The organism is Nocardia sp. NPDC055053 (assembly GCF_053608285.1).
This window is the reverse complement of the sequence record NZ_JBSGVD010000034.1, coordinates 23,359-47,392: the sequence shown is the minus strand read 5'-3', so window position 1 is coordinate 47,392 and position 24,034 is coordinate 23,359. Positions and strand designations below refer to the sequence as shown.

Annotated in this window: 21 protein-coding genes; 8 read left to right on the top strand and 13 right to left on the bottom strand. The window is 69.0% G+C overall.

Annotation, left to right across the window (positions count from 1 at the left end; genetic code table 11):
* Window positions 1-113: 113 nt before the first annotated feature.
* Window positions 114-1,358 carry a hypothetical protein gene (locus ACWF82_RS27540; RefSeq protein WP_452505827.1) on the top strand — a complete coding sequence of 415 codons (1,245 nt, stop codon included), beginning with the start codon at window positions 114-116 and terminating at the stop codon, window positions 1,356-1,358.
* Window positions 1,359-1,389: 31 nt separating this feature from the next.
* Here ACWF82_RS27540 and ACWF82_RS27535 read toward each other — a convergent pair whose 3' ends face one another.
* Together ACWF82_RS27535 and ACWF82_RS27530 are read right to left on the bottom strand one after the other, a co-directional pair.
* Complete coding sequence (locus ACWF82_RS27535; protein ID WP_452505758.1) at window positions 1,390-1,839, bottom strand: cupin domain-containing protein; 450 nt, start codon at window positions 1,837-1,839, stop codon at window positions 1,390-1,392.
* Window positions 1,840-1,885: 46 nt separating this feature from the next.
* Window positions 1,886-3,112, bottom strand: coding sequence for an acyl-CoA dehydrogenase family protein (locus tag ACWF82_RS27530; RefSeq protein WP_452505756.1), 1,227 nt, complete (start codon window positions 3,110-3,112; stop codon window positions 1,886-1,888).
* Between the two features lie 243 nt (window positions 3,113-3,355).
* On the opposite strand from ACWF82_RS27530, the gene ACWF82_RS27525 reads away from it, so the two are divergent.
* Window positions 3,356-3,817 carry a carboxymuconolactone decarboxylase family protein gene (locus ACWF82_RS27525; protein ID WP_452505754.1) on the top strand — a complete coding sequence of 154 codons (462 nt, stop codon included), beginning with the start codon at window positions 3,356-3,358 and terminating at the stop codon, window positions 3,815-3,817.
* Window positions 3,818-3,828: 11 nt separating this feature from the next.
* Here ACWF82_RS27525 and ACWF82_RS27520 read toward each other — a convergent pair whose 3' ends face one another.
* From ACWF82_RS27520 to ACWF82_RS27510, 3 genes are all read right to left on the bottom strand, one after another.
* Window positions 3,829-4,413 carry a TetR/AcrR family transcriptional regulator gene (locus ACWF82_RS27520; protein WP_452505752.1) on the bottom strand — a complete coding sequence of 195 codons (585 nt, stop codon included), beginning with the start codon at window positions 4,411-4,413 and terminating at the stop codon, window positions 3,829-3,831.
* Window positions 4,410-5,648: a cytochrome P450 gene (locus tag ACWF82_RS27515; RefSeq protein ID WP_452505750.1), complete on the bottom strand. Its 1,239-nt coding sequence runs from the start codon at window positions 5,646-5,648 to the stop codon at window positions 4,410-4,412. The genes ACWF82_RS27520 and ACWF82_RS27515 overlap by 4 nt, the downstream gene beginning before the upstream one ends.
* Window positions 5,649-5,729: 81 nt before the next feature.
* Window positions 5,730-7,331: an MFS transporter gene (locus ACWF82_RS27510; protein WP_452505748.1), complete on the bottom strand. Its 1,602-nt coding sequence runs from the start codon at window positions 7,329-7,331 to the stop codon at window positions 5,730-5,732.
* Window positions 7,332-7,644: 313 nt separating this feature from the next.
* Between ACWF82_RS27510 and ACWF82_RS27505 the strand changes: the two genes are divergently transcribed.
* Both ACWF82_RS27505 and ACWF82_RS27500 read left to right on the top strand, forming a co-directional pair.
* A complete protein-coding gene (locus ACWF82_RS27505) occupies window positions 7,645-8,697 on the top strand; it encodes a TfoX/Sxy family DNA transformation protein (RefSeq protein ID WP_452505746.1) in 1,053 nt (350 codons plus the stop codon).
* 126 nt (window positions 8,698-8,823) lie between these two features.
* Window positions 8,824-9,474, top strand: a complete 651-nt coding sequence (locus ACWF82_RS27500; protein ID WP_452505744.1) for a hypothetical protein — start codon at window positions 8,824-8,826, stop codon at window positions 9,472-9,474.
* A gap of 74 nt (window positions 9,475-9,548) precedes the next feature.
* Here ACWF82_RS27500 and ACWF82_RS27495 read toward each other — a convergent pair whose 3' ends face one another.
* The 8 genes from ACWF82_RS27495 to ACWF82_RS27460 all read right to left on the bottom strand — a co-directional run bounded on the left by ACWF82_RS27495 (window position 9,549) and on the right by ACWF82_RS27460 (window position 19,134).
* The gene (locus ACWF82_RS27495) at window positions 9,549-10,499 is read right to left on the bottom strand and encodes a Ppx/GppA phosphatase family protein (RefSeq protein ID WP_452505742.1); all 951 of its coding nucleotides are present in this window, start codon (window positions 10,497-10,499) and stop codon (window positions 9,549-9,551) included.
* A 64-nt stretch (window positions 10,500-10,563) separates the two neighbouring features.
* Window positions 10,564-11,085, bottom strand: a complete 522-nt coding sequence (locus tag ACWF82_RS27490; protein ID WP_452505740.1) for a DUF501 domain-containing protein — start codon at window positions 11,083-11,085, stop codon at window positions 10,564-10,566.
* Window positions 11,082-11,675, bottom strand: a complete 594-nt coding sequence (locus ACWF82_RS27485; RefSeq protein ID WP_452505739.1) for an FtsB family cell division protein — start codon at window positions 11,673-11,675, stop codon at window positions 11,082-11,084. Before ACWF82_RS27485 ends, ACWF82_RS27490 begins: the two co-directional genes overlap by 4 nt.
* 46 nt (window positions 11,676-11,721) lie before the next feature.
* Window positions 11,722-13,008, bottom strand: coding sequence for a phosphopyruvate hydratase (eno, locus tag ACWF82_RS27480; protein WP_452505737.1), 1,287 nt, complete (start codon window positions 13,006-13,008; stop codon window positions 11,722-11,724).
* Between the two features lie 114 nt (window positions 13,009-13,122).
* Window positions 13,123-13,833, bottom strand: a complete 711-nt coding sequence (locus ACWF82_RS27475; protein WP_452505825.1) for a lytic transglycosylase domain-containing protein — start codon at window positions 13,831-13,833, stop codon at window positions 13,123-13,125.
* A 131-nt stretch (window positions 13,834-13,964) separates the two neighbouring features.
* Entirely contained in the window at window positions 13,965-16,553 is a 2,589-nt protein-coding gene (locus ACWF82_RS27470; protein ID WP_452505735.1) for an ABC transporter ATP-binding protein/permease, read from the bottom strand.
* Between the two features lie 134 nt (window positions 16,554-16,687).
* Entirely contained in the window at window positions 16,688-17,626 is a 939-nt protein-coding gene (locus ACWF82_RS27465; RefSeq protein WP_452505733.1) for an ABC transporter permease, read from the bottom strand.
* Complete coding sequence (locus ACWF82_RS27460; RefSeq protein ID WP_452505732.1) at window positions 17,623-19,134, bottom strand: ABC transporter substrate-binding protein; 1,512 nt, start codon at window positions 19,132-19,134, stop codon at window positions 17,623-17,625. Before ACWF82_RS27460 ends, ACWF82_RS27465 begins: the two co-directional genes overlap by 4 nt.
* A 328-nt stretch (window positions 19,135-19,462) precedes the next feature.
* On the opposite strand from ACWF82_RS27460, the gene ACWF82_RS27455 reads away from it, so the two are divergent.
* The 4 genes from ACWF82_RS27455 to ACWF82_RS27440 are packed head-to-tail and all read left to right on the top strand — an operon-like array spanning window position 19,463 to window position 23,998.
* The gene (locus ACWF82_RS27455) at window positions 19,463-20,554 is read left to right on the top strand and encodes a TauD/TfdA family dioxygenase (RefSeq protein ID WP_452505730.1); all 1,092 of its coding nucleotides are present in this window, start codon (window positions 19,463-19,465) and stop codon (window positions 20,552-20,554) included.
* The gene (locus ACWF82_RS27450; protein ID WP_452505728.1) at window positions 20,526-21,536 is read left to right on the top strand and encodes an ornithine cyclodeaminase family protein; all 1,011 of its coding nucleotides are present in this window, start codon (window positions 20,526-20,528) and stop codon (window positions 21,534-21,536) included. Before ACWF82_RS27455 ends, ACWF82_RS27450 begins: the two co-directional genes overlap by 29 nt.
* Window positions 21,527-22,927 (top strand): alanine racemase, encoded by a 1,401-nt coding sequence (locus ACWF82_RS27445; RefSeq protein WP_452505727.1) that lies wholly within the window; start codon window positions 21,527-21,529, stop codon window positions 22,925-22,927. Before ACWF82_RS27450 ends, ACWF82_RS27445 begins: the two co-directional genes overlap by 10 nt.
* Before the next feature lie 36 nt (window positions 22,928-22,963).
* Window positions 22,964-23,998 carry a PLP-dependent cysteine synthase family protein gene (locus ACWF82_RS27440; RefSeq protein ID WP_452505725.1) on the top strand — a complete coding sequence of 345 codons (1,035 nt, stop codon included), beginning with the start codon at window positions 22,964-22,966 and terminating at the stop codon, window positions 23,996-23,998.
* Window positions 23,999-24,034: the final 36 nt, after the last annotated feature.

Here is a 24,034-nt window from a genome sequence, read left to right as displayed (position 1 = left end):
TCGAGTCCCAGTGGGGCACTGTCCGCTAAGGTGTGCCGTTGGCCGGGCCGATCTTCGGGCTCGGCCGCGGTGACCTGTACGCGTGGATTCTTCGACAGCTCGAAGGGATCGGCATGCATTCGGTGGTGGCCTTGATCGTCCGCATGGGTTGTGTGCTGGCCATGGTCTCGGGCGCGGTGGGGTTCGCCGCGCCCGCGTCCGCGGATCCGCCGGACTCACCGCTGTGCGCGTGGCGATTCATGTCCAACAGCACCATGCTGAATGTGGCTTTCCCCGACGCAAACTCGACGTACTGGCTGATGCCCTACGCGCTGGGGCCCGGCGATTCGATCGAGTTGTCCGGTTCCTATCCGGCCGCCCGGTATTTCTCGCTGAACACCTACGGGACCGACCTCGACACGGTGGACACGTTGCGCGACAACCAGATCGTCGCCGACCCGGGCAGCGCCAATCCGTACATCGATGCCGGCGCCGCATCGCTGCCCGCGTCGCAACAGCGCTGGCACGCGAGGTTGGTCAACGGACCGGCCGATCACAGCCGCAACGAGCTCCAGGCCGTCGCGAGTGGACAGAGCACGCCGATCGGGTTCGCCATCGTCCGCGTCTATGTTCCCGACGACCCGGCCTCGCTCAGTGGCGGCGTCGCGCTGCCGGAGGTGAAGCTCTCGATCGCGGGCGCCGACGTGCCGAGCCAGCCGTGCGCGCAGACCTTCGACCCGTCCGGCTACACCGGCCCGGTCGCCGATGTGGCCAAGGACGCCTTCGATCGGGCGATCGCCGCGGCGGCGTCGGGCGCGTTCCCCGGCAACAGGCCCGAGGCGTCGTTCGGCAATCCGGCGAGCACCGCCGGGCTCTTCCCGAACGGCGACAACAAATACGTCGGGACGCGCATCAGCTATCAGCCGGGTCGGCTGCTGGTGGTGCGTGGCAAGGCGCCGATCTTCCCGGATACCCGGGCGGGGCAATCGCCTACCGATCCAAGCCAGCAGGTGCGGTATTGGTCGATGTGCCAGAACGACTTGCTCTCGCCCTATCCCGTTGTCGACTGCGCGGCCGACTTCCAGACCGCGCTCGACGAGTCCGGCTACTACACCTATGTGGTCGCCGCGCCCGCGGACGTGCCTGCGAACCTCGATCCGGAGGTGACGGTGATTCCCTGGGGCAGCACCGACGTGGACAAGGTGCTGTTCCTGCGGAACATGATCCCGAGCGCGGAGTTCTATCCGTTTTCGGTCCAAGCGTCCCAGGACTCCGGCAGCGACCCGGCCACCACGATGGGCCCGTATTACCCGCGAGCCGCCTATTGCAGCGCCGAAACTCTCGCTGCGGGCGGCGCCGGAGCCTGTCTCGGCGCCTGACCGTTCGGGTCGCACAGGTGGCGTGATGCGGCTACGGGCAGTCCGGGGCCGGGGCGTCCACGAAGAGCGGTTCATTCGCGCGGTTGACGTACGCGACATACAGCTCAGCAGGCTCGGTGCCGAGGTTGCTTCCGGTATGTACGTGATCCGGGCCGACAGTCTCGGACAAACCCTCGCCAGCGGCGTACGTCGTCGGCACGCAATCCGTCTCATAGCGCGTCACCTGGCCCGCTGTCACGACAGCGAAGACATTGCTGTCGTGGTAGTGCCAGCCGAGTGACCCTCCGGGCGCGATGGTGATGCGCCGGAAGGTGAACTTGCTCGGCAACGAGGTGAAGGGGCTGAATCCGCTCACATCGACCTGCGCCAGCGGTTCGACGGTCACGCCGGAGGACGGCGTGGCCGAAGCCGAGGGCGCGAGGGCGGCGACCGCGGCGGCGACCACAACGGCGCCGGCAAGGGCATTCCGGTGGATTCGCATCTTCCGAGTATACGAGCGGGCTACCAGCCCGAACCGCTGAAAATGACTACCCGGCGATCAGGCCCTTGGCGATATGGGTGACCTGGATTTCATTGCTGCCCGCGTAGATCATCAGCGACTTGGCGTCGCGGGCGAGCTGTTCGACCTTGTACTCGGCCATGTAGCCGTTGCCACCGAACAGTTGCACGGCCTCCATCGCGACCTCGGTGGCGGCGCGGGAGGAATACAGCTTCATCGCCGATGCCTCGGCGAGGGTCACCTTGTCACCCGCGGCGGTGCGTTCGATGGCGTTGAACACCATGTTCTGCACGTTGATTCGCGCGATCTCCATCTCTGCCAGTTTCAGCTGGATGAGCTGGAACTGCGCGATCTCCTTGCCCCACAGCTTGCGGGATTTCGCGTAATCGATGCACAGGCGGTGACATTCGTTGATGATGCCGAGCGCGAGTGAGGCGATGCCGATGCGTTCGGCCGCGAAAGATTCCTTGGCGCTGTCCTTTCCGTCACCCTTGGCCGGGTTCTCGGATTCGCCGAGCAGCCGGTCGGGGGTGATGCGGACATTTTCGAAGAACAGTTCGCCGGTGGGCGAGGAGTTCATGCCCATCTTCTTGAACGCGGGGCTCTGCACGAAGCCGGGCATGCCCTTGTCCAGGACGAATGTCAGCACCTTGCGGTCGCGGCGGTCGGTGCCGTCTTCCTCGTCCAGCTTGGCGTAGACGACGGTGACGTCGGCATACGGACCGTTGGTGATGAACGTCTTGCGGCCGTTGAGGATGTAGTCCTCGCCGTCGCGACGGACGTAGGACTTCATGCCACCGAACGCGTCCGACCCCGAATCGGGCTCGGTGATGGCCCAGGCGCCGACCTTCGCCATGGTGACCAGTTCGGGCAGCCAGCGCTTCTTCTGCGCGAGGGTGCCGCGGCTGCGGATGGTGCCCGCGGTGAGACCCAGGCTCACACCCATCGAGGCCACCAGGCCCAGGCTGACGCCGGCGAGCTCGCTGTTGAGGATGACGCCCATGCTGCCCGCACCGCTGAACCCGCCGCCCGATTTGCCTGACCCGGTGGTGCCCGCTTCTTCGCGGGCGATAGCCCTCTCGAGCCCTTCCCGCGCCATCTCGTCCAGCCCGAAGGTGGCGTAGAGCTTGCGGATGATGTCGAACGGCGGCAGTGCGCCGCTCTCCAGCTGGTCGACGTGCGGGGTGACCTCCTTGGCGATGAAGCCGCGCACAGCCTCGCGGAACATCAGGTCTTCGTCGGACCACTGGTACATCTCTGGACTCCCGAGGGCTCGCCGGAACTTTGCCTCAAATATAGAACACGTTCTAGTTCTCTGGGGATCGGCGGCCGCCCGGCGTAGGTTGATGGGTAAGCGAATCGTCGACACGAAGAGGTGTTATCGATGCGGGTTGCCAATCGAATCAGGGGACTCACCAAGGTAATTGGGAAAGCTCGGCGCAATCGGGGGGATCTGGCCGGCTGGCTCGGGCGGCGGCCACAGATCGTAGTCGCGATCATGACTTATGAGACAGCGTTGCTGTTCAGCAACAAGCTCGATCCCCGGCTCAAAGAACTCGCCGAGCTCAAGACGGCAGGGTTGGTCGCCTGCCAGTTCTGTCTCGACATCGGATCGGCGGTGGCGCATACCAGCGGACTGACCCGCGAGCAGATCACCGATCTTCCCCGCTACCGGACCAGCGATGCCTATACCGAGCTGGAGAAGCTGGTGATCGCGTTCGCCGAAGCGATGACGTCGACCCCGGCGGTCGAGATCGACGAACTGCGCGACACCCTGCTCACCCACCTGTCGAAGGCCCAGCTGACCGAGCTGGCCGCCGCCATCGCCTGGGAGAACCACCGGGGACGCCTCAACCAAGGCCTGGGCATACAGCCGACCGGCATGGCCGACGGCATGGTGTGCGCGATGCCGGAACCGCGCACCGAGCACACCGGGCTGAAGACGCAACCTGGTTCCTGACGCTCGATGGACTAGCGGTCCGCCCAGGTGGGGGCGGTGCGGGTGATGATCGGGGCGACGAATTCCTGAAGCATGGCGTGTTCGTCGGTGTCGTCGCGGCCGGGGGTGGCCAGGAACGAGACGATGATGCGGGTCAGCCAGCGGGCGAGGCGGCTGCGTTCGGGGTCGCTGAGGTCGGTGTCGGCGAACATGGCCGCGGCGAGGGATTCGATGACGTCGGAGTCCTGGCTGATGCGGCCCGCCGTGCCGGAGTCGCCGGGGCGGAACCAGGCGATGAGCAGCGGGTCCGCGCGGACTGCCGCGATGGCGCCGAGCATCGCGGCGATGATGCGCTCGCCGGGGTCGGCGATGTCGCGGACCTGTTCGGCCAGGTCGGCGACGATGCGGCGGGTCTCGCGGTGCACGAAGGCGATGCGCACGGCGTGGCGATTGTCGAAATAGCGATACAGGGTCGCCCTGGAGCACCCGGCCGCGGCGGCGATATCGCGCATCCCCACCGCGGCCACCCCGTGTTCGGCGAACAGTTCGGCGGCCGCGTCGAGGATGCGCTCGGCGGCCAGATCGGCCCGGTCGGTGGCCAGCCAGTCGCCGCTCACGCGCCCACCGCCTGGAACGGCACCGCGACGGGCCAGCGCACGTAGTTGCCCTGCGACCAGCGCACCGCGTCGAGGTCGACGGTGAAGTCGGGACAGCGGGCGAGCAGTTCCTCGAGCGCGACGCGCGCCTGCATGCGGGCGGCCGCCGCGCCGAGGCAGTGGTGGTGGCCGTGACTGAAGGTGAGAATGCGCTTGGGGTTGCGGCGGATGTCGAGTTCGGCTGCGGTAGGGCCGAATTCGCGTTCGTCGCGGTTGGCCGAGCCATAGAGCAGCAGCACGCGACGGCCCGCGGGGATGGTGGTGTCGTGCAGTTCGACATCGCGGGTGGTGGTGCGGGCCAGGCCCTGCACCGGCGAGGTCATGCGGAGGAACTCCTCGATGGAGTCGGGGATGAGCGACGGGTCGTCGATGAGCAGCCTGCGCTGGTCGGGACGAGCGGTGAGCAGCTGGACCGCGCCGCCCAGATTGCCGGTGGTGGTGTCGTTGCCGCCGGTGATCATCGTGAACGCGAATCCGAGGATCGCGATCAAGCCCTCGTTGTCACCCTCGTCGCCGAGGCCGGAGGCCAGCAGGTGCGAGATCGTGTCGTCGCCCGGTTCGACGCGGCGGCGGGCGATCAGCTCGCTGAAGTAGCCCACCAGCTCGCCGACGGCGGTGAAGGCGTTCTGGTCACCCGCGGCCAGCCCCGCGCCCGCGACCGCGCCACCGACGATGTTCTCCGTCCACTCGTCGAACTTGCCGTGATCCTGTTCCGGCACCCCCAGATAGTGGGCGACCACCATCGTGGGCAGCGGCTTGAACAGCTCCCCGACGATGTCGCCCCCGCCCGCTGCGCGCAGCCGCTCGATGCGCTCGACGACGAACCTGCGCACCGCGGGCTCCACCGAATTCACTTGGCGGGGAGTGAATCCCGGTGCCACCCGGCGCCGGAAGTCGGTGTGCTCGGGCGGATCCATGAACACGAACGGCTTGACCGCGCCGAAGCCGGCTGCCGCCAGGTCGACATAGTCCACGGTCAGCCCCGATGCGGAGGAGAAGGTCTCGGGGTCCTTGGCGGCCGCCCACACATCGGCATGGCGCGACAGCACATAGAAGTCGTCGGCTTCCAGCTCTTCGGGGATCACCCGGTGGACCGGATCCTTGTCACGCAGCGCGGAATACATGGACCAGGGGTCGCGCCAGGTTTCCCCGGAGCGCAGCTCGAACCCGACCACATGAGACGTCGTTGAACTCATGCCTCCAAAGTAAGACAAAAGTAAGCATATGTCTAACACGAGTTTCTGTCCGTGACCGGCGCGCCGGGCACGGCAAGGAGGTCAGAGCAGCCCGGGTGTGGTGCCCGGTACCGCGGGCGGCGCGTCGGGTTCGCGCACCATCCGGAACGAATTGAGCAGGCCGAGCAGTCCGGCCAGGATCGGCACGAGCAGCGCCGCCTGTAGCGCGAGTGGCCGTGCGTCGGTGTTGATCCGGACGATCTCCTCGCGGATCGCCGGGGGCTGACCAGCGAGCAGCGACTCGAGTTCGGTATTGCTCATGACCTGCGCGTCGTCCTCGAGGACCTGGGCGACGTGCTCCTGCTCCGCGGGTGGGAGCACCTCGCTCGACTTCGTCATCGCGGTGAAAGTGAGCGAGAGCGTGGCCAGCATGACCGCGCCGGCGAACGCCAGCCCGAACGAGAGCCCGAACGACCCGGCGGCGGAGTTGGTGCCCGAGGCTTCGCTGACCCGTTCCTCCGAGATCGGCGCGAGCGTGTAGTTGTTCAGCTGCGAGACGAGCAGACCCAAGCCCGCGCCTGCGACGACGAGCGGCGGCAGCAGCGCCCACCCGAACTCCGCGCGGGGCACCAGCGGGAGGAGCACCGCGATACCGACGGTGACCAGGACGAACCCCCACCGGATGATCGGCGCCGAACGCCGAGCCCCTGCCTTCTTCCCCGCGAGCAGCGCGACGGCGAACATGCTCAGCGACAGCGGAGCCAGCGACAGGCCCGCCTGCATCGCGTTGTACTCGAGCACCATCTGCAGGTAGATCGGCAGTGCGATCATCGTGCCGCCCAACGCGATCTGCTGGAGCATCTGCCCAGTTATTCCGAGCCGGAACACCTTGGACCGGAACAGGTCCGGATCCATCAGAGCGGGTTCGCCGCGCCGTTTCCGGCGGATCAGCCAGAACGCGAGCCCGATCAACGCCGCCGCACCGGCCACCAGGAAGGCCCCGACGGCCTCCCCACCTTCCTGCCACACCAGGATCCCCAGCACAATGCCACCCATGCCGACGACCGACAGCGCGGCACCGACCACATCCACTCCGCGCGCCCCCGTGTAGGGCACGTCGCGAACCAGCCCGATACCGGACAGGACGGCGGCGATGATCACCACCTCGAGCGCGAACCCGACGCGCCACGACAGGTAGGTCGTGACGAAGCCGCCGAGCAGTGGTCCCACCGCGGCGGCGATCGCGGCCGCCGCGCCGACGAGTGCGTACACCTTCTTCTGCGCGGCCCCGTGGAAGTTGCCGTGCACCAGGGACTGCATGGCGGGCAACAGCAGGGACGCACCGATGCCACCGACCACGGCCCACAGCACGATCACCGCGGTCAGACTCTGCGCGAAGGTCATCGCGGTCGCCCCGGTCGCGTAGCCGAGCAGGCCCAGCACGTAGGCGCGTCTGCGGCCGATCAGATCCCCGACTTTGCTGCCGATCAGGATGAAGGCCGCCGACACCAACGCCTCGAGCGCGATCGCGGACTGCACACCACTGACGGTGGTGTCGAGGTCGCGCACCACCGCCGAGATCGACACGTTCATCAGCGACGTGTCCACGACGAGGACGAACATCGCCATCGCCAGCAAGACCGCCAGCAGCCGTCGGCTACCTGACCAATGATCAGCACCCCCGGAAACCGCCTCGTCGACCATGGCAGTCCCACCACCTCGCTCGTCGTGAACCGGCGGCAAACCCGGTTCGGGCCATCCCACTGCTGAACCAGAGAGTAGGCCGCTCGAGACCCCGATGCCCGCAACCAGCCACCAACCGTTACGAGGAGCCCACTTCGGCGCCGACAAGCACCGCCCGCGTCGGAAAAGCGATTGCCCGCGTCGGAAAAGCGATTGCCCGGGTACCGGGCGATGTGGCCTCCTTGGGGGGATGAAAAGACAGCGGCCGGGGAATGCCCGGGATATCGCAGACGGGTTGAAACTGCATCGGTATACGGTGCGGGGAGTTCGTGGTGTGCGGACGGTGATCGTGCCGCGGCCAGGGACGCACGCCCGGTTCAGTACGAACCGGTTCCATGAGACGTGGCATGTGCTGTCGGACGACCATGGGGCGAAGCTGTTGTCCCGGCTGCTGTGGGGGCTGTCGTATCAATCGCGGCCGGGGACCGTGATCCTCATCGACCGGGAGTTCCTGATGCCGACGCCGTTCGACGCCGATCCCGCCGATCCCATCGTGCTGGTGCCGGGATGGTTCACCCGGTTCGACGATCAGGCCGCCGCGGCATTGAGCCAACAGGTACGGAGAGGGAATCCGGAGGGGACTGTGCGGTGGCGGTCCTTCGGACTGGACCGAACGCTGGAACCTGGGGCGTTCGACAGCTGGGCGACCCGGCAGCACTATCGACGAACGCGGGGCGACATCGTTCGCCGGCGCGGAATGCTGGTGCTCACCCCGCGCACGCCCGACGACTGCCGCGCGTGGGCGATCGGCGCGGCGCGACTCGATTCCGCGGGCTACGGTTCCGATCACGTGTATCTGGACGAATGGAATCGCGGCCACGACGGCGAAATCCAGATCTTTCGCGCATTTCGCCCAATGGTCGGGGTCGCCAGGGAGGCGCGGGCCCGCGTCCTCGCCCGCGATGAAATACCTTCGTCCCCGGACGACTTGCGTGCCGCCGTCTGGAACGAGGCGGAATCCGTTCGGGGCGATGCGCACTTGCGAATTCGCGAATACTACGGACGCGGTGCCGAACTCGGCCACGCCGCCGCGGCGATGCTCGCCAACGCCGATGTGCGTTCGCTGGACGATCTCACCGAACTCGGCGCCGTCGAAACCTACCGGCGGCTGCGCGCGGCCGAGGTGAAAGGCCTGAACCTGGAGATGCTCTGGGCGCTCGATGGGGCGCTCACCTATCGCGACCGCCGACTGATCGGGCCGGAGCGGCGCCGGGAGCTGGTCGCCGCGCTCGGGCCTGCGCCCGTACGAGAGCGGATCGCCCTGCGCCGCTATCGCGCTCCGGTCCGGCGCGCGGCGAGGGCTCCGCGACTCGCCCGAGGTGAATAGGGCGCGCAAGGATATCCATCCAACGGGGCGGGCGGTCCGAATAGTGGGTGTTCATCGACCACGAATTTCGAATTCACCCGAGGGGTCGAATTCTTCGGGCGAATTCGGAGAGGGAGTTTCTCCGATATGTTCCAGAACTCGAGTTCCAGCGTGGGACGCCGGATGCTCGCTGCCGTGTTGCCGGTAGCGGTGGCTGTCACGTTCGCCGGTGTCGCCTCGGCCGAGGTCGATGCCGATCACCAGGCGCGCTTCGCCCAGGGCTTGTCCTCGGTGGGTAATGCCGAAGGGATCGGCTACAGCACCGCGGTGACGCCGGACCTGCGCACCGTCACGGCGACCGTCGACGACGGGCGCTTCGTCCTCGGGCCGGACGGCACACTGACCGTCGAATCCGCGACCGGCAGCCCGATCGCCCAGGTGCCGACCAGCTTCGGCACGGTCGGCGGCAACACCATCACCGTGGCCACCGAGATCTCCGCCGACGGGCGCACGCTCGCGGCGACCCCGCAGGTGTCCCAGTCCGCGGCCCCCGAACTGAAGACGATCGCCACCAATCCGGCCGCGCAGAACTCCGACCCGATCCAGAACGCCGCCGCCCTCGGTGCCGGGGTAGGCCTGATGTCCGCCGCGATCATGTGCGTGCCTGCGGTCATGGCCGTTCTCGTGTACGCGGTGTGTGCCGGGATGATCGGCCTGCCCAATGCCCTCATCGGCGCGCTCATCGGCGCGGCCGTCGGCGCCGTGGCACCCGAGATCATCCCGCAGGTGCTTCCCTGATCCTGATCGCCTCATCGCCGCGCACCGAAAGCATCACGGTGCGCGGCGATGTCGTGTCAGGCGGGCCGGGCCGCTCAGCCGAGGATCGACATCGCGATGCCGTCGAGGATGTCGTGCTCGCTCACGACCAGCTCGGAAACACCGGCGCGGCGGGCCAGTTCGTCGGCCAGCACCTCGGTGATGACAGCGCCGCCGCCGATCACGTCGACCCGGCCCGGGTGCATGGGGCCGAGGGCGGCGCGCTGGTCGTGGTCCATGCCGATCAGGCGGTCGCACACCTCGTGCACCTCGGCCAGGCTCAGCCGGGTGAGATGAACTCGGGTCGAGTCGTATTCGGGCAGGTCGAGGGCAACGGCGGTGATCGTTGTCATGGTGCCGGCGACGCCGACCCAGGTGTGCACGTTGTCGACCGGAACCTTGGCGAAGGCCTCGTCCAGCTTGGTCTGCGCGAATTCCCGTGCGGCGTCGACCTGTTCGGCCGTCGGCGGGTTACCGGGCAGGCAGCGCTCGGTGACGCGCACGCAACCGATATCGGCGGAATACGCCGCCTGGACGCCGTCACCGTCGCCGACGACCAGTTCGGTGGACCCACCGCCCAGGTCGACGACGACGAAAGGCCCTGCGTCAGCGGACAGTTCGCCGACCGCTCCCGCGAAGGACAGTCGCGCTTCTTCGTCGCCGGTGATCACCTCGGCGACGGCGCCGTCGACGACCCGGCCGAGTTCGGCGCGGGTCATCTCGAAGAAGTCGTCCCGGTTGGCGGCGTCGCGGGTGGCCGAGGTGGCGACCATCCGGACACGCGAAACATCCTGCGCGAGCATCAGATCGACGTAATCTGCCAGCGCGACACGCGTCCGCTCGATCGCCTCCGGCGCGAGCCTGCCGGTGGCGTCGACGCCCTGGCCGAGCCGCACGATCCGCATCTCGCGGTGCACATCGGTGAGACCACCGTCGGCGCCGACCTCGGCGATCAGCAGACGGATCGAATTGGTGCCGCAGTCCACCGCGGCGATGCGCTCAGTCATGATGTTCCTCCTGGTCGGCCCGAGCGCCGTGCGAGGGGGTGCAGGCGCCGCGTGCTGTCCGCGATTATGCCGGTTCGCCGGACTGGCGGGCGGCGGGCCAGTCGGCGGGGATCGCGGTGCCGCGCAGGCCTGCGTCGGCCGCCAGTGCCACGGCCTCGTCACCGAACGGGTTGACGCCAGGGCCCTTGGCCAGCGAATGCGCGATCAGCACGTGCAGGCACTTCACCCGGTCGGGCATGCCGCCGCCGGTGAAATCGGTGCCGAGCGACTCGATCTCGTTCCGCTCGGCCAGGTAGCTCTCGTGCGCGGCGCGGTAGGCCGCGGCCAGCTCGGGGTCGGCGGCGAGACGTTCGGTCATCTCGCGCATCACCCCGGCCGACTCCTGCCTGCTCGCCTCGGCGGTCAGCCGCGGGTCGGTCAGGTAGTAGAGGGTGGGGAACGGCGTGCCGTCGGGCAGCCGGGGCGCGGTCTTCACCACGGCGGGCAGGCCGTCGGGGGTGCGGTAGGCGACGGCGAGGACACCGCGCGGCTCGCGGCCCAGCTGCTGGGCGATGATCTCGAGGTCGCGCTCGTTCGGTGCGGTCACCTTGGTCCTTCCGGGGCCGGTTCGGAGATGCTGCGCCACAGGTCGGTGTACCAGGGGTCGGGCGCCGCTGTTCGGGTGCTCATCGGCGGCGGCGCCGGTGCTTCGATGCCGGGAATCTGCACGATGTAGGGGGTTTCGCCGGGCATCACCAGGCGCAACCGGTCGCGGGCCTCGGAGCGGATGTAGGCCGGATCCTGCTGCTGGGCCCGGCGATCACGCAGGACCGCCAGGTCGGCGTCCAGTTCCGCACGCTGCTGGGCCAGCGCCGTCGCTTCGGCGCGCTGACTGAAGTAGGTGCGGGTCGGCACGGCCAGGGTCAGCGCAAGGCCGCACAGCACGGCGGCGAGGATCACCGCCTTGCCGGTCGAGAGACCGAGGATGGTGTGCTCGCTGCGCTCGAGCTTGCCGCTCGGCTTGCGCTTGCTCGTTGTCGCGCCGGTGGCGGATTCGGGGCGGCGCCGGGTGGTGCGTTTGGCCGCGGCGGGGCGGCCGGGAGCGTCGAGATGACTGGGGCGGGAGCGTGCGGCGCGCGACGTGCGGCGGTCACCTCGTCCACCCGGACTGGTTCCACGCGCACGTCGCTCGGTCATTCGCTACCGCCCCGTCATCTCAACCTGTACTGCAATACTGCTGATCTCAGAATTCGCCGGTGAAACGCGGGAAGGCCACGTCACCCGCGTAGCGTGCCGAGTCACCGAGGGCGTCCTCGATGCGCAGCAGCTGGTTGTACTTGGCGACCCGCTCGGAACGCGCGGGGGCGCCGGTCTTGATCTGGCCCGAACCGACGGCGACCGCGAGGTCGGCGATGGTGGTGTCCTCGGTCTCGCCCGAACGGTGCGACATCATGGTCTTGTAGCCGTTGCGGTGCGCGAGCTCGACGGCGTCGAGGGTCTCGGTCAGCGTGCCGATCTGGTTGACCTTCACCAGCAGCGCGTTGGCGGCACCCTTGGCGATGCCCTCTTCGAGGCGCTCGGGGTTGGTGACGAACAGGTCGTCGCCGACCAGCTGCACCTTGTCGCCGATGGCGTCGGTCAGCGCGACCCAGCCGTCCCAGTCGTCTTCCGACAGCGGGTCCTCGATGGAGACCAGCGGGTACCGGGTGAGCAGATCGGCGTAGAACTCGCCCATCTCGGCGGCCGTGCGGACCTGGCCCTCGAACTTGTAGCCCTCACCGGGGGTGTAGAACTCGGTGGCGGCCACATCGAGCGCCAGCGCGACATCGGTGCCGAGCTTGTAGCCCGCGCGCTCGATGGCGACGCTGATCAGGTCGAGAGCCTCCACGGTGCCCGCGACGTCAGGGGCGAAGCCACCCTCGTCACCGAGACCGGTGGACAGGCCCTTCTCCTTGAGGACGGCCTTGAGCGAGTGGTACACCTCGGTGCCCCAGCGCAGCGCCTCACGGAAGGTGGGGGCGCCGATCGGGGCGACCATGAACTCCTGGACATCGACGCCGGTGTCGGCGTGCGCGCCACCATTGAGGATGTTCATCATGGGCACGGGCAGCACGTGGGCGTTCGGGCCGCCCAGGTAGCGGAACAGCTCCAGGCCCGAGGACTCGGCCGCGCCGCGGGCCACGGCCAGCGAGACGCCGAGCAGGGCGTTCGCGCCGAGGCGGGACTTGTCGGGGGTGCCGTCCAGATCCAGCAGGACCTGGTCGACGGTGCGCTGCTCGACGGCGTCGAGGCCGATGATGGCGGGCGCGATCTCGTCGAGGACACCCTCGACGGCCTTGGTGACACCCTTGCCGTTGTAGCGATCGCCACCGTCACGCAGCTCGACGGCCTCGTGCTCACCGGTGGACGCGCCGGACGGAACGTCCGCCCTGGTCAGGGTGCCGTCGTCGAGGGCGATCTCGACCTCGACAGTGGGATTGCCGCGCGAATCCAGAATCTCGCGCGCTCCGACCTGTTCGATGATGGCCACGAAAACGACTCCTTACGACTGAAGGCACGGTAGGTCTCACGGCTTGGTCCGTGCGGGTGCGAGCCTATCGTCTCGACGTGACGTGGAGTAACCGGCACTCCGGGCCGGAGCCGACTACACGCGGCGGCCGATGCTGTAGGTGGCCGCCCTGTCCCGTACGACCCGCATGTACTTGTTCGACTGGTTGTAGGCGAACAGGGCACGCTGCCAGCCGTCGGCCGAGGTCAGGTCGCCGCCGCGGATGCACAGATACCGGGCGGCGGTGAGGGCGGCGTCGTCGATGTTCTGCGGGTCGAGCACGCCGTCGCCGTTGGCGTCGACCGCCCAGCGCCGCCAGGTCTCCGGGATGAACTGCAACGGCCCGACCGCCCGGTCGTAGGTGGTGTCGCCGTCGAGGCTGCCGCCGTCGGTGTCGCGGATGACGGCATTGCCCTTGGTGCCGTCGAGGGCGACACCGATGATCGCCGGGCGCACCGTCCCGTCGGCGTCGACGCCGGCGCCGCGATGGGTGCCGTGCCCGCTCTCCACACTCGCGATCCCGGCCAGCGTGGTCCAGGCGATTCCGCATTCGGGCTTGGATCGCGCGAGCACCGCCGCCGCGTAGCCATAGGCCTCGAGCGCCACCGGTTCGATGCCGACCGCGCCCGACTGCTCGTCGGCCCAGCCGCGTAACTGCTCGGCCGCGCGACCCGGCGCGTCCACATCGATCACGGGCAGCGCGGCACCCGGCCCCGGCGGCATGTCGCCGGGAATCGACGCGAGCGAACTACACCCGGCGAGCAGCGCGGTCATCGCCACGGCGGCGAGGACGCCGACTTTCTGCACAGACACTCAACCCATCATCCAGGTCCGCGGCGTCGACGGCACCTCTCACAGCGACTTCTCAGAGTGAGCCAAGGCAGATCGTCGTACCTCGCCGGGTGAACAGGCCACGCCTTCGGAGTTCCGGCCGGTCGTCAGCCCATCAGATCCGCTGTCGCCTGATGGGCCGGTGCGGCGAGAACCTCTGCTGGAACACCTGATTCGACAATGCGACCGTGATCCAGCACGAGGAGTCCGGTGCAGTGCCTGGCGACCAGGGCCATGTCGTGGCTGATCAGCAGGACGGTGGTGCCGCGGTCGGCGCGGAGGTGGTCGAGGAGGGTCATGATCGCGGCGGCGGTCGCGGTGTCGAGGGCGGTGGTGATCTCGTCACAGATCAGGACGGCGGGGTCGGCGGCGAGGGCTCTGGCGAGGGCGACGCGCTGGCGTTGGCCGCCGGAGAGTTCGCGGGGATGGCGGGTCGCGAGGTCGGTGGGGAGTTCGACTGCGGTGAGCAGGGATTCGACGTGGGACCGGACCTCGGTCTTCGGTACCCGGGCGATGCGGCGGAGTGGGCGTGCGAGGGTCTGTTCGACGGTGCGGCGGGGATTCAGTGCCGCGAGCGGGTTCTGAGTGACCAGCTGGATGCCGTTGATGCCCACCGTGATTCGGCGTCGGCGGCCGAGCTGGATCGGCGCACCCCGCAAGTCGAGCGATCCCGAGGCGGTGTTGTGCAGACCCGCGATCACCCGCGCAAGGGTCGTCTTCCCCGCGCCGGACGGGCCGACCACGGCCAGCGCTTCACCCGCGCGCACGGTGAAATCGATGTCGCCAAGGATCTCGTGGCCGTCGGCTACGGCGCTGATCCCGTTGACGCGCAAGACAGTCGCGCCGTTCTCCCGCGACACCGTCGCACTGGCAGGACCGGCGGCTCCGCTCGCCCGCGAGGTCGGCGCCGTGGCCGGCTGTGCCGTTCCGTCGACCGGCAAAGCTGTGCCGCCGTCGGATCGGTCGACACGTGACCGCGATGTCGCTGTTCCTGTGCCGTGGGGTCGTGCGCCCTCGGTCGCGCCGGTGTCTCCCGCCGCGCCGCCGACGCCGACATCGTCGAATCGACGTGGGGTCTTGCCTGCGCACGGGAGAGCGGTCCCCGGCTCGGACGCTCCGGCGCCCCCGGCCTCGTCGATAACCGGCATCCCGCCGGGCGGTTGAACCTCGACCACGGTGTCCGCGATGGCGTGGACCGTGGTGGTGTCGTGACCGGAGAGGAGGACGGCGGTCGATTCGCGGACGGCGAGGTCGGCGATGAGGCGGGCGATGTCGGTGCGCAGGGCACCGTGCAGGCCCGCGAGTGGCTCGTCGAGGACGAGTACCTCGGGGCGGCGGAGGAAGGCGCGGGCGAGCGCGACGCGACGTTGCTGGCCGCCGGACAGACGGCCGCAGCGGCGGCGCAGGTGGGCGGCGTCGAGGCCGACCAATTCGAGGGCGGCGCGGCGATCGGCGTCGGACGCGGTGGGCGCGGCCTCGGCCAGCAGTGCGCGCACTCGCAGCAGTGGATTCAGTTCGGAGCCGGGGTCCTGGCCGACATAGGCGATCCGCGTGCGCCGGAATGTCCGCAGCGCACGGGAATCCAGCGCGAACACCTCGTGCCCGGCGACAACCACCGCACCTTCCTGCCTGGCGCCTGCGGGGAGATGGCCGAGCAGCGCCCGCATCGCGGTCGACTTACCCGCCCCCGACGGACCGGTCAGCGCCGTGACAGTGCCCGCCTTCAATCGGAAGGACAACGGCGCCAATAACACCGCCCCGGTTTCAGCGACCACGGTCAGCCCTTCGATCACCGCCGCATCCCCTGCGTCGACCACCGAAATACCACGGTCGTCCCGGCGCCCGTGCTTCTCAGCTTGCACACCATCGGTCCGCTCGCGACCGGCTGCGGCCCGCGCTGGATCGGCGGCGCGCGTAGCCGCTCGGCGGTCGGTCGCGCCGGTTGTCGACCGGCTTTGCCCCGGCCCACCGGTGACCACCAGATTCACCCCGACCGCGACCACCGCGATCGCCGCGCTGGGCGCGAGTACCGCCCACGGGTTGAGCAGCAGTCCGGAAGCGTTATCGCGCACCATGTTCGCCCAGTTGTTGTCATCGAGCGCGGGCACACCGAGGAAGGAGACGGTACTGACGAGGTAGACGGCGACGACGAAGCGCAGGCCGAGCTGGGTGGTGAAGACCGAGCGCAGGTTGGGGAGAATCTCCCGGAAAACCAAGTGCGGCAGCGACTCTCCGCTGGCGATCGCCGCTTCGACATAGCCGCTGGTCGCGACGCTCGACGCGGCGGCCACGAAGATCCTGGCGCAATAGGGCACACCGAACAGCAGCGACACCGTGATCAGCGCGAACACCCCGCCCTGCGGCCACGCGGTGAGGACGAGCAGGATGCCGAGCACCGCCGGCAGCAGGATCACCAGATCGCCACCGAGTTCGATCACCACACCCGCACGCGGCCGGACCGCGGCCACCGCACCGAGCACCGCCGACAGCACAGTCACCACCGCCGCGATCACCACCGACACCAGCAGCAGCTGAGTTCCACCGGTGAGCAGATGACTCAGCACATCCCGGCCGAGCCGATCGGTGCCGAGCGCCGCTCCCCCACCGGGCTCCGCGAACGGCATCCCCACCGCCCGCTCCGCCGGATGGGGCGCAAGCACCGGCCCCACCATCGCGACCAGCACGACAACAGCCACCCCGGCCACCGCCGACCATCGCCACCAGACCCGCCTGGACAGGTGATCACCACGCCGTGATGGCGGCATCGGCCGAGTAACTCCCGCCACCACGGCGTGTTGATCTTGTTCGGGACGCATCGGCTGGGCGGCGTTCATCGCGCACCTGCCGATGCCCAGTTGCGGACGAAGTCGGCCACCGCGAGCAGGGCCATGATGACGACGGCGGTGAGGGCGACGACCGCGGCGACGGTCGCGGTGTCGCGGTCGGCGACCGAACCGGCCAGCACCGCGCCCACTCCCGGGTAGTTGAAGAGGGTTTCCACGACCAGCGCGCCGCCGAAGAGCATGCCGACGGAGGTGGCGTAGCCGGCGACGATGGCGGGCGCCGCGAAGGGCAGCATGTGCCGCAACAGGACGGTGCGGGCCGGAAGTCCGTCCAGCACAGCACTCTCCACGTGCGGCGCGGTGGCGACATCGTGCAGTGCCGAGCGCACCAGCCGGGCGTTCCAGCCGATCTGCGGTATCGCCAGGGCGAGCACCGGCAGGATCAGCATCTCCGGGCCGGCGGGGAAACCGGAGCGGTCGGTGATGGTGACCGCGGGTAGCAAACCCGTGGCCAACGAGAACACCAGGATCAGCAGTGTGCCGCAGACGAATTCGGGCACCGCGACGGCGACGGTGCTGGCGGGCTGCAAGATCCGCGCACCGAGAGCGGTCGGCCGCACCGCCCACCAGCAGCCGAGCGCCAGCGAGGTCACGACGGTGAGCACTAGCGCGATCCCACCGAGCAGCAGGGTCTGCGGGAATTTGTCGGCCAGCAACGTCGCGATCGAGTTGCCGCGCGCGGTCTGCCCGAAATCACCGGTCAGCACCCCGGAGAGCCAGTGCCAGAACTGCACCGGCACTGCGCGGTCGAGGCCGAGCTCGTGTTCCTTCGCGGCGAGCTCGGCCTGTTCGACGTCCCGGCCCAGCGCCGAACGGGCCGCGCTGCCGGGCAGCAAATCCACCGCAACGAAGACGATGGCCAGCAATGCCAGCAGCAGCGCGATCCGCCGGAGCAGGGGCAGGGCGAAGGTTTTCACGGCGATCACGCCAGCCAGGCGCGTTCCAGCTGGACGCGGGCGAAGCCGCCGAGGGTGGGCAGACCGCGTACCGGCGCGGCGGCGATATCGATGCCGTCGGCCATGCCCCACACCAGATAGCCGCCGCGCTCGAACTCGATGCGCTGGATGTCGCGGACCGCCTTGGTGTAATCGTCACCTGACGCGGCGAGCGCCTTGGCGGTGGCCGCGTCGAACTCCGGATCGCGGAAGGCGGTTTCGTTGCGGTTGGACCCCGAGGTCAACAGCTTGTCGGCGTAGAAGAGCACCGAATCGTTGGTTCCCCACGACACCGTGTAGAGCGGCGCGTTGAGCCAGGTCTTGTCGTAGAAGGACGTGGGTTCGACCACCTGCACTTCCAGGCGGACGCCGATCTCGGCGAGCTGGGTGGCGATCACCTTCGCCGATTCCACCTCGCCTGGTATCTCGGCCTTCGTCACGAACGGGTAGCCGCGGCCGGTATCGAAATTCGCTTCGCGCAGCAGGGTTTTGGCGCGCTCGATGTCGCGGTCGCGGCGCGCGAGCGCGGTGTCGTAGAGCGGGTCGGCGGTGCCGAGGACGTCGCCGGCGGTGGTGCCGTAGCCGGAATGCACCTGGTTGACCAGCGCGGTCCGGTCGACACCGAGACGCAGCGCGGTGCGCACCCGCGCGTCGGCGAACGGGCCGTCGGCCACGCGCATCGCCACGCCGAGCATGGTGTCGTTCGCGCGCCGGATTACCTGTAGGTCGCCACGGCCCGCCGCGGTGCGGCCTGCGATCGCGCCCACATTGGAGGCCAGGTCGATCTGACCGCCGAGCGCGGCATTGCCGAGCGCGGTGACGCTGTCGAACATGGTCACCTCGATCGCGTCGAGCAGCGGCGGGGTGCCGTGCCACTGCTCGTTGCGGACCAGCCTGGCATTGCCGCCCTGGAAGGACTCGAGCCGGAACGGACCGGTGCCGATCGCGGCGGTGAAGTCGGTGGTGCCCTGCGGCACAGTGAAGGTCATGAGCCGAAGCAGCAGCGGCAGTTGAGTATTGGGCGCCGACAGGGTGAACACGACGCGGTTCGGGCCGTCGGCGGCGATATCGTTCTCGGCCACCGGCATCTTCGACGCGCCGCCGACCGAGCGCAGCCGGCGCATCGACCACACCACGTCCTCGGCGGTGACCGGTGCGCCGTTGTGGAACTTCGCGCCGTCGGCGATCGTGAACGTCCAGCGGCGGTTGTCGGCGGAGGATTCCCAGCGCGAGGCCAGCCGCGGCGCGACGTTCGGGTCGGCGCCGGGGACGGTGAGCGCGTCGTAGACCAGCGAGGCGATCAGGAAGTCGCTGTCGTTGCTGAGGTTGGCGTGCGGGTCGCGTTCTATACGGGCGGCGGTGCCGAGCGCGCCGACACGCAGCGTGCCTCCCTTCTTGGCGGGCCCATCGGCCCCTTCGTCGCTCGCGCACGCGGCCGCCAGCAGTAGCGCGGTGACGCCGAGCCCGGATTGCAGGAGCTGCCTGCGTGTGAAACCCATCGTGTTGCCTCCCTCGAACCGCGTGCGCCGCACCACTTTTCCTGGCGTCGCAAACTAGGCGAGGCTAACCTGAAACGCGGGGCGAGTGGTGGTGATCCTCGCGACCGTCGCCGAACCGCAGCCGGGTTGAACACCCCCGGATGTCGCACGTTCCGGCACTTCGGGTAAAACACTTCGTTATATGGTTTAGCTATTTCCCAGCTGTCATATTAGGTAAGTCTTGCCTAATTAGAATACAAGCACTACCTTCGCTCATCGAGTCTCCGATCACCCATGTTCGACCGATGCGAAGAAGGGAAGGCCGGTGAAAAGCGTTCTGTCCGAACGTATGACAATTCACCTGCACGACATCGAACATCGCGAGCTGCCTCCCGACGCCGCCTCGGCCGTCCGCGCGCTCGCGACCGACATCCGACACCGATTAGGTGACGCACCCCACACCGAGACCCTGCACGACCCCGTGTTGCTGGCCCAGGTGCGCGAGCGCGCCACCGAACTCCCCGACGCCGTCCGCAACGCCGTGCGACCGCCGGCCACCGCGGCGGGCGCCACCGTCGTGCGCGGCCTGTGCGTCGACGACGCCGAATTCGGCCCGACCCCGTCGCACTGGCAGGCCGCGGCCACCGCGGCGGCCGATCCCCGGCATACCGGCTCGCTCGAACTCGACATCGCGCTGCTGCTGCTGGCACGGTGCGCGGGCGAGCCGTTCGGGTGGCAGGGCCAGCAGAACGGCAGGCTGGTCAACAACATCCTGCCCGCCGTCGGCCACGAGGACGAGCAGTCGGGCGCGAGCAGCTCCACCCTGCTCAGCCCGCACACCGAGGACGCCTTCCACGCCGCGCGCGCGAACCTGCTGATGCTGACCTGCCTGCGCAATCCCGACCGGGTCGCGACCACGGTGTCGTCGGTGGGTCAGGTGCGGTTGCCCGAGGAGGATCTGCGCACGCTCGCCGTGCCGACGGTGCCGATCCTGCCCGACGTGTCCTACGGCACCGGGTTCGATCAGCCCGCACCCGCGCTGCCGACCATCTGGTTCGACGAAACCGGCAGTCCCACACTGCGTTACGATCCCGCCTATACCCCGCTCGACGATGCCGACCCGGCATTCCGAGCGGCCTATGCCCGCCTCACCGCCGAGCTCGGCCGGGTCTGCCACGCGCCCGCGCTGGCTCCGGGTGAGGTCCTGCTGGTGGACAACGACGTGGCCGTCCACGGCCGGGTGCCGTTCCGCGCCCGCTACGACGGCACCGATCGCTGGCTCAAACGCGTCAATGTCCGGTTGCCCGAACGTCGCAGGCGCGCGCAGGAGTCGTCCGAGAATGGGTATGGGCAACAGGTGGTCGCGCCTTTCCGGGCGACCACTGATCGGACAGCAGAGCGGGGCAAGACAGATGAACGAGGATCCGTTGAACAACCGTGACCGGAGCATCCCGCTGCGGGTGCTCTCGCGCAGCGACCTGGCCGACGTGCCGATCACCCCGGCGGAGGTGGTCAGGGCCGTCGAGGAGGCGTATCTCGCCTTCGCGGCAGGCGAATCCGACAATCCACGCAAACTGAGCGTCGCCGATCCCGGCGGCTCCTCGGTGTCCTACGCGATGCTCGGCCGCGACGGCAGGCGCCGGGTGGTGGCCATGAAGACCTCCTACAAGTTCGATCCCGGTCACGACCGCAGCACCAAGCGGTACTACACCACCATCACCCTCTACGACGACACCACCGGCGCGCCCATCGCGATGATGGACTGCGCGCGAGTCGGCGCCTTACGCACCCCCGCGGTGTCCGCGCTGCTGGTGCGGGAAACCGTGCGGCGGGGTGCCGAGAGCGCGCTGCTCATCGGCACCGGCACCCAGGGCCGCAATGCCCTGCCGCATCTGCTGGCGGTGAATCCGCAACTGCGCAAGCTGATGGTGTTCGGCACCCACCCGGAGGGTTTGGCCGCGGTGCACACCCATCTCGCCGACGCGGCGCCGCACGCGCTGCTCGAGGTGGTCGACGACCCGTACGCGGCGGCGGCCAACGCCGACGTGGTGCTGGCGACCGCGGGACCAGGCACCGAGGTCGCCCTCGAATCCGCCCATCTCGCACCGGGTTCGGTGGCGGTGCTGGTCGGTTACGGGCTCGCGCCGTCGACGCTGGTCGAGGCGGATCGAGTGGTCGCCACCAGTGCCGCGCAGATGGCGCTGACCGGCACCGATATGGCCGGTCCCGACGGCACACTGCGCAGAGTCGATGCCGAACTGCCGCAGATCCTCACCCGCAGCACACCCGCGCGGCGCAGCGAGGACGAGAAGATCTTCGTCTACAACAGTGGGCTGGTGCTCACCGACATCGCGGTCGCGCACGCGTTGGCCGCCCGCGCCATCGCCGAGGGACGGGGTGTCGAGGTGCCGTTGTGGGACTGACGGGGACCCGTCCCGGTGGCGGCGTCGGCGGAGCGACCGCTGACGCCGCCGTCCTGCGTGCGGAAAGCGCGCCGCGGCCGACGCACTGCGCACCGCCGATGCCCGCGCTGGTGAGCGCGGTGGAACAGCGGCTGATCGACGATCCGCAGCTGCTCGGCGATATCGCGGAGGTGGTCGGGGGGCCGTTTCACGTGCTGTTTCCCGATCGAGTCGCGGTGAATGTCACCGGGTTCCAGGCGGCGTTCGCGACGGCGGACGTCGACGGGTTCGTCTACTTCGGGAAGAAGGCGAACAAGGCGGCGTGCGTGGCGCGGGTGTGCGCCGAGCACGGGGCCGGCATCGATGTCGCCAGTACCGGTGAGCTGGTCGCGGCGCTGGCGCAGGGCGTGCGCGGCGAGGACCTGATGGTGACCGGACCCGCGAAGTCCGACGAGTTGTTGTGGCTGGCCGCGCGGCATCGGGCGCTGATCGCCATCGATGCGATCGACGAGCTCGACCGGCTCGCCGCGCTCGACCTTCCTGCCCGCATCCTGCTGCGCGTGCTGCCCGACGGCTCGACCAGCCGCTTCGGCCTCGACCCCGTCGAACTGGAACAGGCCGTGCAGGCGGTCGCGGCGGACGGCCCGATCACGCTGTCCGGCTTCAGTTTCCATCTGTCCGGCTACGACGCCGTGGCCCGTGCCGAACAGGCGGTCACGCTGGTCGGGCACTGCCTGCGGGCGCGAGCGGACGGTCACCCGGCCGACACGATCTCGATCGGTGGCGGCTTCGGGGTCGACTACCTCGATGCCGAGGCGTGGTCGAGGTTCCAGAACGACCTGAGCGACAACTGGTTTCACGGCGAGTCGCCCACCGGCGGCTACTACCCGTACCACTTCCCCGTCCCCGGCGCGGACATGCTCGCCGCCATCCTGGCCCACAATGGCCTCGCAGGCCTGTTGCGCGGCAATGGAATCCAGCTCGCGGTCGAACCCGGCCGGGCGCTGCTGGATCGGGCAGGCAGCTCGGTGTTCCGCGTGCAAGGCGTGAAAACCCGTACCGTACAAGGCGAGCCGTACGACATCCTCACCGTCGACGGCACCAGCCTGAGCCTGTCCGAGCAGTGGTTCGCCAGCGAATACCTGCCCGATCCCGTGCTGTGGCCGCCACGATCCGGCCATCGCACCCCCACCTGTGTCGGCGCCACCACCTGCCTGGAGTCCGACCTGCTGAGCAGGCGGCGGATCCCGCTGCCGCGCCGCGCCCGCGTCGGCGATCTGCTGATCTACCCGAACACCGCCGGGTATCAGATGGACTCCAACGAGTCCCCGTTCCACGAACTCCCGCTCCCGCCCAAGGTCGTCGTGCGCGCGGCCGGTGACCGGTTGCGCTGGAGTATGGACACCCGCTGATCCACCCGAGCTCCCAATCCGATGGAGGAATTTCCCATGGCTCTCGTCACGCGCGTGACGGATCTGATCGGCCGCACTCCCCTGTTCGAACTCGCCGTCACCGACTCCGGTACCCGGCTGCTGCTCAAGCTCGAACAGTTCAATCCGACCGGCGCCGCCAAGATCAGAATGGCCAGGTCGATGGTGCTCGACGCGGAGCGGCGGGGTTTGCTGCGCGATGGCGGGCATATCATCGAGTCGACGTCCGGCAACACCGGGCTCGGCTTGGCGGTGGTCGCGGCCGAACGTGGCTATCGGTTCACCGCCGTGGTCGACAACCACGCATGTAAGGACAAACTGCGCGCGATGCGGGCCATGGGCACCGACCTGGTGTTCGTCGCCGACGACGGTGACGACGAGCTGGCCACCTCGGCACGAGAGGACCTCGCCGAGGCGATGGCGGCCGCCCGCGACGACGCCTACTTCACCGAACAGCACAACAACGACGCCAATGCCGTCGGCTACTACGCGGTGGCCGAGGAATTGCTGGCCGAGGTCGAGCGGGTCGACATCCTGCTCTCGGCGGTCGGCACCGGCGGCTCGCTGTTCGGCACGGCCACCCGGCTGCGCGAGCTCGGTCAGCCCGCCAGGGTGATCGGCGTCGAGCCGGTCGGTTCCATCGCCTTCGGCGGCGAGGGCGGCCCGTACTGGCAGTCGGGCACCGGGACCCCGCCCGGCGCGACCATCGGCACCGCCGTCGACTATTCCCAGCTCGACGAGGGCGTGAAGGTCAGCGATGTCGACGCCTTCGCCACCGCGCGCGCCGTCGCCAGGACACACGGTCTGCTGATCGGCGGTTCGGCGGGCGGTTCGGTGCACAATGCCTTGGCGCGGCTCGAGGAATTCCCGGCCGGGTCGACCGTGGTCACCATCGTGTGCGACGGTGGCGAGAAGTATCTCGACACGGTGTTCGACGACGACTGGATGGCCGCGCGCGACCTGCTCGACCCCGCCGCCGAATGCGAGATCACCACGCTGCTGCGCCGCTACTCGCCGCTGCGGCGCCACGACGAACTGCTGGAGGTCAGGTGAGCGCGATCGCGCGCCACACGAACAGCCGCCCCGGGG

What these genes read in the sequence shown, in the direction of transcription:
- ACWF82_RS27440 (WP_452505725.1), top strand. Translation starts at nt 22,964, where the DNA reads ATGGCTCTCGTCACGCGCGTGACGGATCTGATCGGCCGCACTCCCCTG.
- ACWF82_RS27540 (WP_452505827.1), top strand. Translation starts at nt 114, where the DNA reads ATGCATTCGGTGGTGGCCTTGATCGTCCGCATGGGTTGTGTGCTGGCC.
- ACWF82_RS27500 (WP_452505744.1), top strand. Translation starts at nt 8,824, where the DNA reads ATGTTCCAGAACTCGAGTTCCAGCGTGGGACGCCGGATGCTCGCTGCC.
- ACWF82_RS27485 (WP_452505739.1), bottom strand. Translation starts at nt 11,675, where the DNA reads ATGACCGAGCGACGTGCGCGTGGAACCAGTCCGGGTGGACGAGGTGAC.
- ACWF82_RS27450 (WP_452505728.1), top strand. Translation starts at nt 20,526, where the DNA reads ATGAACGAGGATCCGTTGAACAACCGTGACCGGAGCATCCCGCTGCGG.
- ACWF82_RS27525 (WP_452505754.1), top strand. Translation starts at nt 3,356, where the DNA reads ATGACTTATGAGACAGCGTTGCTGTTCAGCAACAAGCTCGATCCCCGG.
- ACWF82_RS27530 (WP_452505756.1), bottom strand. Translation starts at nt 3,112, where the DNA reads ATGTACCAGTGGTCCGACGAAGACCTGATGTTCCGCGAGGCTGTGCGC.
- ACWF82_RS27510 (WP_452505748.1), bottom strand. Translation starts at nt 7,331, where the DNA reads ATGGTCGACGAGGCGGTTTCCGGGGGTGCTGATCATTGGTCAGGTAGC.
- ACWF82_RS27455 (WP_452505730.1), top strand. Translation starts at nt 19,463, where the DNA reads ATGACAATTCACCTGCACGACATCGAACATCGCGAGCTGCCTCCCGAC.
- ACWF82_RS27460 (WP_452505732.1), bottom strand. Translation starts at nt 19,134, where the DNA reads ATGGGTTTCACACGCAGGCAGCTCCTGCAATCCGGGCTCGGCGTCACC.
- ACWF82_RS27515 (WP_452505750.1), bottom strand. Translation starts at nt 5,648, where the DNA reads ATGAGTTCAACGACGTCTCATGTGGTCGGGTTCGAGCTGCGCTCCGGG.
- ACWF82_RS27535 (WP_452505758.1), bottom strand. Translation starts at nt 1,839, where the DNA reads ATGCGAATCCACCGGAATGCCCTTGCCGGCGCCGTTGTGGTCGCCGCC.
- ACWF82_RS27495 (WP_452505742.1), bottom strand. Translation starts at nt 10,499, where the DNA reads ATGACTGAGCGCATCGCCGCGGTGGACTGCGGCACCAATTCGATCCGT.